This window comes from Pyramidobacter sp. CG50-2 (assembly GCF_003612005.1).
In the GTDB taxonomy this organism is placed as follows: Bacteria; Synergistota; Synergistia; order Synergistales; family Dethiosulfovibrionaceae; genus Pyramidobacter.
Genome location: NZ_RAWT01000072.1, coordinates 1 through 9,223, shown reverse-complemented (window position 1 = coordinate 9,223; position 9,223 = coordinate 1). Strand labels below are relative to the sequence as shown.

At 59.8% G+C, this 9,223-nt stretch carries 5 protein-coding genes; 4 read left to right on the top strand and 1 reads right to left on the bottom strand.

The genetic code is table 11. From position 1 onward, the window contains the following. Positions 1-711 precede the first annotated feature (711 nt). From D7D26_RS11300 to D7D26_RS11285, 4 genes are all read left to right on the top strand, one after another. Positions 712-2,154, top strand: a complete 1,443-nt coding sequence (locus tag D7D26_RS11300; protein WP_120373111.1) for an NAD(P)/FAD-dependent oxidoreductase — start codon at positions 712-714, stop codon at positions 2,152-2,154. 246 nt (positions 2,155-2,400) lie between these two features. After that, on the top strand, positions 2,401-2,847 hold the full coding sequence (locus tag D7D26_RS11295) for a HutP family protein (RefSeq protein WP_120373110.1): 447 nt from the start codon (positions 2,401-2,403) through the stop codon (positions 2,845-2,847). Between the two features lie 189 nt (positions 2,848-3,036). Then, positions 3,037-4,425: a short-chain fatty acid transporter gene (locus D7D26_RS11290; RefSeq protein WP_120373109.1), complete on the top strand. Its 1,389-nt coding sequence runs from the start codon at positions 3,037-3,039 to the stop codon at positions 4,423-4,425. Between the two features lie 15 nt (positions 4,426-4,440). Then, positions 4,441-5,895, top strand: coding sequence for an amidase family protein (locus D7D26_RS11285; RefSeq protein ID WP_120373108.1), 1,455 nt, complete (start codon positions 4,441-4,443; stop codon positions 5,893-5,895). A gap of 72 nt (positions 5,896-5,967) precedes the next feature. Here the strand turns inward: D7D26_RS11285 and D7D26_RS11280 are convergent, their stop codons facing one another. Next, positions 5,968-9,009 (bottom strand): efflux RND transporter permease subunit, encoded by a 3,042-nt coding sequence (locus D7D26_RS11280; protein WP_120373107.1) that lies wholly within the window; start codon positions 9,007-9,009, stop codon positions 5,968-5,970. Positions 9,010-9,223: the final 214 nt, after the last annotated feature.

Genomic DNA, 9,223 nt, shown 5'->3' with positions numbered 1-9,223 from the left:
TTGTAGCGTCCGTGAAGATCCCGCCGCACGAGGTTGTAGACCATCTCGCGGTAAGCGTAGATCTCTTTGGCTCTGGCTAGGATTCTCAAATGAGGAAGCCCCTTTCCGTAAACTGATCCTGATTTTCAATTAAAAAGCACAATTAAAAATCAGGATCGGAACAGTTCTTAATCCGGAAAATCTTTTGGTCCCATGAGCGAAAAAGCGCACGACATAATCCTTACGTTAGCTTTTACATCATAGAACGTTCAACTTGTCACACAAACGTACATTTACAAAAAAAGCCTCCGGAAGGCGGCGGAACGACCACAAAACCTGGTCGTTCCGCCGCCTTCCGGAGGCTTTTTCACTCTATCGAAGGAAACAGTTTTAGTTAGCTGTGCTGTGCTGTGCTGTGCTGTGCTGTGCTGTGCTGTGCTGTGCTGTGACAGCATAGTGGCCTCGGACATCGTTGTCAACCCCTCAGCGTCATATATTTTCCCGAATCCTATAACCGCGCCTATTCGAAGCTTAACGTGAATAAAGTATAACAAAAATAAACATGAATAACAACTGCCGTTATTTCAATATTAGAGAACTGTGACGTTATCACTGAAAGAAATCCGGCGAACGGTTAAAGTGGAACCACAGCGCAAAAACGCCTTGCATCCAAAGAACGCGCCGGCAGCGGCGCGGCGGATGCGGGGACATTTCCGGAGGAGGAACGAAAACATGTCTGAGAAAAAAGAAGCCGTGCGCGCGGCAAAACTCTTGATCGTCGGGGGAGGTCCCGGCGGCCGCGTGTCGTACATCACGGCCCGCCGTTTCGGCGTGGAACCGGCCGTCATGGTGCTGAACGAAGAACCCACCGTCATCTGCAGCCTGCCCTACGGCGTGGGACGCCGCCTGATCCCCGACGGCCCCGAAGCGACGGTCGTCGATCTGTCGCGCGAGAAACGCCTGCCGCCCAACGCCGCGAAAGACGTCGTTTTCGGCTCCGTGACGACAATCGACGCGGCGGCGAAGACCGCGACGGTCGCAGGCCCCGCGGGCGAGACGCAGATCGCCTACGAGAACCTGATCCTCGCTCCCGGCGCCGTCCCCTGGCTGCCGCCGGCGGAAGGGATCTTAAAAGAAAATGGCGCCGTCTCCGGCCTGATGGTCGCCGTCGGCGACCGGCTCGTCGACCGTTCGTTCCTCGCCGACGGCGTTTACGTCCTCAGAGGCGCTCAGGACGCTCGCGCTTTGGACGAACTGGCCGCGCGCGTCCAAAAAGTGGCCGTCGTCGGCACGGGAGCCGTCGGCCTGGAGATCATCGAAGCCCTTTCCGACCGCGGCGTCGGCGTCGTCGCCGTAGAAGCTCTGCCGCACGCCGTTTCGGCGCTGGACGCCGACATGGCCGCGGCGGTGGAACGCCGCCTGCGCGAACGGGGCGTCGAACTCCATCTGAACGACGCCGTGCTGAGCTGGACGCCCGGCACGCTGACGCTGCGCAGCGGAGAACTCGCCGCCGACGCGGTCGTCTTCGCTTCGGGCGTGCGCCCGCGCCTCGATTTGGCGCGCGCCATGGGGCTGAAAATCGAGCGCGGCATCGTCGTCGACGCCGCGCAGCGCACCTCGCTGCCTTCGGTATGGGCCGTGGGAGACGCCGCGCAGGTCGCCGACGCGGCGTCGGGGCGCTCCGTTCTGCCGCTGATCGGCACGCTGGCGATGCGCCAGGCCATGACGGCCGTTATGGACATCGCCGGACTGCCCGCGCAGCTTCCGCCTGCGACGCTCTGGGGCGTGAGCGAAATCTTCGGCCTGCACTGGGGCGCCGTGGGCTGGAGCGAAGAAGCGGCCCGCCGCGCCGGATTCAATGTGATCCCGCTTTCCCTGCCGGTGCGCAGCCGAGATCCCTTCATGCCCTCGGGCAAGGACGCCGTTTGGAAGGTCGTTCTCTCCACGGGCGAAGACGAGGGATTCAAACCCGGCCAGATCCTCGGCTTCCAGATCGTCTCGGCAGGCGACAGCCCCGTCCACCTCGCCGAACGCTTCGTGGACATCGTCGCGCGGCGCGAGACCGTACAGGACCTTTTCGGACATTATTTCATCCACTCCCCCGCGCATAACTCCGTGGACGACCCCTTCCTCGCCCTCATCGCTCTGGCGATGGAGAAAATGCCGCGCCGCTGACGCGGAAATATCCATGCCGCTTCAGTGCCTTCGAATGAAAATCGATCGAACAAAAAACACTTGACGAGGGGAAGAATTCTGTTATATACTTTCGACGTAAGAAAAGTATATGAATCCATAGCATACTAAGTAAAAATCCAAAGTTTTTTGCGCCAGTAAAAGTATCTGAGTAAGCAAGTAAAAACAGGCCGCGAGGGCTTGCTTTCACTTGCTTTTATTTTTTCATCGGATGAGGAGAGTGATGCCATGGTAACGTGGGAGAATTTCATGATCCCCGACAACGAAACCGATCTTTGCCGTTTGGTGATTCTCCTTGCCATGACGCCGAATCAGGACGTCGAGAAGGAAATCATCGCGCAGTATCAAAAACTTGGCCTGCGCAGCGCCGCGACGACGATTTCGGGGTTCGGCATCGACAGCCAGACGAGCATCGTGCGAAGCGTGGTCAATCTCTGTCTGAACACGAACGTGATCGAACGCAAGAGGTCCCATGTTCATCCGGTCTGCCACTGCGTCCTCGAAACGGCGCAGAGTACCCGCGCTTCCGACGCCATCGGCCAGAACTTCTGTTTCAAAGCGGCCGTCGTGCGGCGCAGGGAAGAGTTCACGCTGTGCTTCTACGGAAACCTGGCCATGCATGAGCTGTCGGGACACAAATCCATCGGCGTCGGCTATCAGATTCTCGGCAATTGATTTTTGTACCGACAATTAAATACAGTATCCAGTACGGCACCACGATAAACGTTTTCTCAGCAAGAGAGTAAAGCGCTGTTTCCGACGTTTCGGTCGGAGCAGAATGTTTTGCTCTCTTATTTTTTTACGCGCCCCGAGGGATTCGCCGCATCGTCACGTTCTGAACAGATTCGAGAAGGAGGAACTACTATGTCACACGAGAACTCTGCCGCCAAGTCCGGAACTTTTGTCACCCGCATGGGCAACGTCATGCTGCGCTGGTCGCTGAAATACATGCCGGACGCCAGTATTTTCGCCGTTGTGCTGACTTTTATCGCGTTTATCCTCGGGATCACGCTGACCGATCAGGGACCGATGCAGATGATCCAAAATTGGTACAAGGGATTATGGGAACTGCTCGGCTTCTCCATGCAGATGTCGCTCATCGTCATCACCGGTTCCTGCGTCGCCAACGCCCCTCTCGTCAAGAGATGGATCGACGGGCTGGCGGGAATCCCCAACAGCGGACGTTCCGCCGCTTTTCTGGTCACATTCGTCAGCGTCGTCGTCTCCTTTGTTCACTGGGGGCTGAGCCTGATCGTCGGCGCCATTCTTGCCAAGGAGCTGGCCCGCAATCTGCGGCTCAAGCGCATCCCCTTTGAGTACGGGCTCCTGGCCGCCGGGGCTTATGTGGGACAGATGACGTGGCAGGGGATGCTCAGTTCCTCGGTCGGTCTGTTTATCGCCATGCCGGGACACGTTCTGGAAAAAACGATGGGCGTCGTGCCCATGTCGCAGTTCATGCTCAACCCGATGAACATCGCCGTCACCGTGGCGCTGGCGATCTTTCCCGCCATCTTCGCCGCCATGCTGCAGCCGAAGAATCCCGACGAGTTCATGCCCCTTGACGAAAACGCCGTCTGCGCCATTGAAAAAGAAGACCTGAAAGTCAAGCGCCGTCCCGAGAATCCGACCGTCGGCGACGTTCTCAACTACAGTCCGCTGATTTCCCTCGCGCTTTGCGCCATGGGCTTCGTTTACATTTTCTGGGCTTTCAGCCGGAAGGGGCTGGGCGCCCTTGACTTCAACATGCTCAACGCGCTCTTCCTGTTTGTTGGCATTTTGCTCTACGGCAACATCGCCAACTACGTGCAGGCCGTCAAGGATACGACTGCCGGCGTGGCCGGCATCATCTTCCAGTTTCCGCTCTACGCCGGCATCATGGGCATCGTCAAATACTCGGGACTCGTGCTGATCCTTGCCAACGGCATCGCTGCCATCAGCACCAAGGGGACCTTCTACCTGTGGACGTTTCTTTCTTCCTCGCTGGTCAACATGTTCGTGCCCTCCGGCGGCGGGCAGTGGGCCGTCCAAGGGCCTATCGCCATCGAGTCGGCCAAGCTGATGGGCGCCGATTTGGTCAAAACGAGTCTGATGGTCGGCTACGGCAACACATGGACCAACATGGCGCAGCCCTTCTGGGCCATCGCCCTGCTGGGCATCACCGGGCTAGAAGCGAAACACATCATGGGCTACAGCATGGCGATCATGCTGCTCAGCGGCTTCATCTTCGTGCTCGCCGCCGTTCTGCCCTTCTAAAGGGAGGTCGTCCCCGTGACCAGTTTCGACTTCATCGAAGCGACCGTCGCCAAAGTCCACGCCGCCTATTTGGACGGTTCGTTGACCTGCCGCGCGCTGTGTGAATATTATCTGAAGCGCATTGAACAGCTGGAGCCGCGGATCAATTCCATCATCTGCGTCAATCCTAAGACGCTGGAAGAAGCCGACCGCTTCGACGCGTACGTAAAGGAAAGACGCCGGCTTTGCGGGGCGCTTCACGGCATCCCCGTAATGCTGAAAGACAACTTCAACACGACCGACATGCCCACGACGGCGGGAAGCGTCGCGCTGAAGGGCTGGGTGCCGCAAAAAGACGCCTTCGTCACCAAAAGGCTGCGCGAAAGCAGCGCGCTGATCCTCGCCAAGACGAACTTGCACGAGTTCGCCATCTGGGGCGAAACGGTCAGCTCTATCCTCGGCCAGTCGGTCAATCCGTACGATCCGACGCGCACGCCCGGCGGCTCTTCCGGCGGTACCGGCGCGACGATCGCCGCCAACATCGGCATCGTCGGCCTGGGCACCGACACGATCAACTCGGTGCGTTCGCCCGCCTCGGCCAACAGCCTTGTAGGCATCCGTCCCACGATCGGCCTGGTTTCGCGGGCCGGGATCGTGCCTTACTCGCTGACGCAGGACACGGCCGGACCGATCTGCCGCACCGTGGAGGACGCGGCGCGGTGCCTCAGCGTCATCGCCGGCTACGACCCCGACGACGCGGAAACGGCGTGGGGCGTCGGCCACGTCGTGGAAGACTACGCAAAGTATCTCGACGAAAACGCGCTGCCGGGCAAACGTATCGGCGTGCTGGAAAGTCTTTTCGGCAAGGAAGACGTCAACCGCTCCACCAACGCCGTCATGAGCGAAGCCATGAAGGTATTCGAGGCCAACGGCGCCACGCTGGTTCCCGCCAGGGACGACATCGACCAGTCATGGCTGACCAGCGAGACGTCCGTGCATCTCGACGATTTTCGCCGCGATCTGGACAGCTATCTCAGGGGACTGCCTACCGACTGGCCCGTTCACAGCATGAAGGAAATCCTCGACAAAGGGTTGTTCCACCCTTTCTCGGAAAGCAACATGCGCGACGCGATGAAGCTCGAGGTCGGTACTCCGCGTTACCTTGAAAAGATGTACAACAAGATCGGGCTCCGCACTCGCGTGCTGAAGATCATGGCCGATCTGCGGCTCGACGCGATGATCTACCCCCACCAGCAGCAGCTGGTCTGCAAATGCGGCGACAGCCAGCGGCAGCGCAACGGCGTGCTCTGCTCGTCCACGGGGTTCCCTTCGGTCTGCGTGCCGGCGGGATTCGCTCCCGACGAAAACGCGCCGGTCGGCGTTCCCGTCGGCATGGAGATCATCGGCCGTCCATGGAGCGAAGCTCTGCTCATCTCCATCGCCTACGCCTTCGAACAGCATTCGCATTTCCGCAAGCCGCCGGCATTGTAAAACAAGTCTAACGCCATAGAATAAAAGAGCCGTCAGACCTCTTTCTCGGATCTGACGGCTCTTTCATGATCTCTATTCCTTCCTCTCAGAGGGACATGGGACACGATAGGCGATCGCCGTCAGGACGGGGATCACGATCAGCGTCAGCACTGTGCTGACCGTCAGCCCCGACATGATGGTCACCGCCATCGGGCCGAAAAGCCGATCACGGACCAGCGGAATCATGCCAAGCACTGTGGTCAGCGCCGACATGGCCACGGGGCGCACGCGGCTGACGCCGTCCGCGACGATGGCCTCGTAGCGGTCGCGACCGGCGGCGAAATCCGCGCTGACCTGATCAAGCAGCACGATGGAATTTTTCGCCAGCATGCCGACCAAACTCAGCACGCCGACGATGGCCACAAAGCTCAGATCCATGCCGGCGACGCGGATGCCCCCGGCGATGCCGGTAATGATCAGCGGCAGCGAGAAGAAAATGATCAGCGCCTGGCGGAAACCGTTGAACAGGAAGACCATGATGGTGAACATCACGACCAGAGCGGGGACGAAAGCCGTCGCCATGCCGCCGACGGCGTCGTCGAACATTTCTTTTTCGCCGCCCCATTCCAGGTGATAGCCCACAGGCAGCTCGATCGCTTCGATGGCGGGACGCACGCGCCGCAGCATGGCGTCGGCGTTGTCTCCCAGCTTCACTTCGCTGGCCACGGTAATCACGCGGCTGCGATCGCGGCGCACGACGATATCGTCCTCAAAGGTCACGTCCAGCGACGACACGACGGTCCCTAGAGGCACCGACGCCTGGGCGGCCGGAGCCCACAAGGGCAGCGCGCTGAGCAGGTCGACGCGGTGGCGCTCTCCCGGCACGAGCGCGGCCAGAATGGGCAGAGAACGGTCACCGTCGCGGAAAACGCCCACCGGAGCGCCGGTCGTCGCTACGAGAATAGCCTGATTGATCATCGGGCGCGTCAAACCAAGATTCTGCATCTGATCCTTCAGCACGTGAGGGCGGAACACCTCGACGGGATCGCGCCAATCGTGGCGGACGAAGTTCTGGCTGGGATCGTCCTCCATCACGGCGACGGCCTGCGCGGCCAGCCGACGCAGCACGGCGGGATCGTCGCCGTAGAAGCGGGCTTCGATCTTGGGAGTCATGCCGCTGCCGCGGGCAAAGTTGCGGCACGTCCCGCGGATGGAGGGCATATGGTCGGCGATGTATCGTTCAGTTTTCAGCAGCACGGGACGCGTCTGCTCCTCATCCCGCACTTCCACGACCAGCTGCGAAAAAGCGTTGTTGGGATCGGGCGGCGAATAGGTGAGCATGAAGCGCAAGCTGCCGCCGCCGATGAAGCTGGAAACGTTTTTTACCTCCGGCTGAGAGCGCAGATACCGTTCCAGCTCGGAGGTCGCCTGACTTTGGGCTTCCAGCGTCGAGCCCTGGGGCCCCCATAGGTCGGTCATGAAATAGACCGTGTTGGAGTCGGGAAAGAACGACTGATCGAGACTGGCGAACTGCATCGTGGCCGCGGCGAACAGCGCCAGCGTCGCTCCTACGGTGACGGCGCGGTAACGCAGGCACCACTCGAGCGCCGCGCGATACGCTCGGAACAATCCGCGGTCGTAAGGGTCTTTCTCCTGTTTCTTCGCCTTCAGCATCATTTGCCCGAACACCGGCGTCACCGTCAGCGCCGCCACCCAGCTGAGCGCCATGGAGATCCCCACGACGGACAGCAACGAGCCGCAGAACTCCCCCGTCATGTCAGGCGACAGCCCGATCGGAGCGAACGCCATGACGGCGATGAACGTGCCGCCCAGCATGGCCCATTTGGAACTTTCGACCGCGTCGGAAGCGGCATCTTCTACCGCCATGCCGCGCTCCACGCCGACCAGCATGCCTTCGGTGACGACGATGGCGTTGTCCACCAGCGAGCCCAGCGCGATGATCAGCGCCGCCAGCGAGACGATCTGCAAAAAGATCCCCGCCTGATTCATCACCGCCACGGTTCCCGCGACGGTGAGCAGCAGCACGACGCCGATCAGCAGTCCCGACCGCAGCCCCATGAAGATCAGCAGCACGCCGATGACGATGGCGAGAGACTCGCCCAGGTTGACGATGAAGTCATTGATCGATGCGGTTACCTGATCGGATTGCATATAGATCTCTTCCAGTTCCATGCCGACAGGCCGGTGGATCTCCAGCTCTTCGAGCCGCTGCGACACGGCACGTCCCATTCTCACCACGTTGCCCCCGGTCACCGTGGCGATGCCGACACCCAGCGCAGGACGGCCGTTGAAGCGCATCATGAACGTCTGCGGATCAAGAAAATCGCGCCGCACCGAGGCCACTTCCTTGAGACGGATCAGTCGGCCTCCGGCTCCGCCGATGACCAGATCGCCAATGTCCCCCACGGAAAGGATGGCGCTGGTCGGCGAAATGCGCACATAGCGTTCGCCCGTGATCGTGCTGCCGATGGCGGAAAGGCTGTTCTGCTGATTGAGCACGGCGAAGACCGAAGCCGGCGACAATCCCAGCGAAGCCATGCGGCTGGACGAAAACTCGACGTACACGCCTTCCTTCTGTTCGCCGAGGATCTGTACGCTGGCGACCTCGGGCACGAGCACGAGCTGTTTTTTGAGAAAATCGGCGTAATCCCACAGATCCTTCATCGTGTAACCGTCGCCGATCAGCGCGTAAAACTGGCCGTAGACGTCGCCGAAGTCGTTGTTGATCAGAATCGCGCTGCCTGCCGGCATATTCGGCTGCACGTCGTTCAGCTTCTGGCGCAGGATGTCCCATACCTGAGGAAGTTCCGACGAATCGTATTCGTCCTTGATGTCTACGTAGATAAGCGCCATGCCCGGCATGGAACGGGAGCGGATGTGCTTGACTTCGCCCATGGACTGTACGGCGTCTTCGATGCGGCTGGTCACCTCGCGCTCGGTTTCGTAGGCCGTCGAGCCGGGATAGACGGCAGTGACCACGGCCGTCTTGATCGTGAAGGCCGGATCTTCGAGCTTGCCGATCCGGAAATAAGCGACGATGCCCGCCACGGCGGTGAGAGCGCAGAGAAACAGCACCACGGCGCGGCGTTTGATGCTGGCGCGCGCGATATTCACTTTTCGATCCTCCATTTTCATGGTCGAACTAGGGCTTGTTTAAAAAACGTCAAAGTTGCCTAAATCGATCCAATCGCTTAAACTTTTCTCATGGAAGAGAGAAGATATGAACTGACCTCCAGCGAGTGGAATCGAATCAAGAGAATGCTGCCGCCCGAACACCCGAAATCAGGTCAACGTGGACGCCCGGCAAAATACGATAACCGCAGGATCA

Bases quoted from the DNA above. Each gene is read 5' to 3' on its own strand.
- D7D26_RS11295 (WP_120373110.1), top strand. From the start codon at position 2,401: ATGGTAACGTGGGAGAATTTCATGATCCCCGACAACGAAACCGATCTT.
- D7D26_RS11300 (WP_120373111.1), top strand. From the start codon at position 712: ATGTCTGAGAAAAAAGAAGCCGTGCGCGCGGCAAAACTCTTGATCGTC.
- D7D26_RS11290 (WP_120373109.1), top strand. From the start codon at position 3,037: ATGTCACACGAGAACTCTGCCGCCAAGTCCGGAACTTTTGTCACCCGC.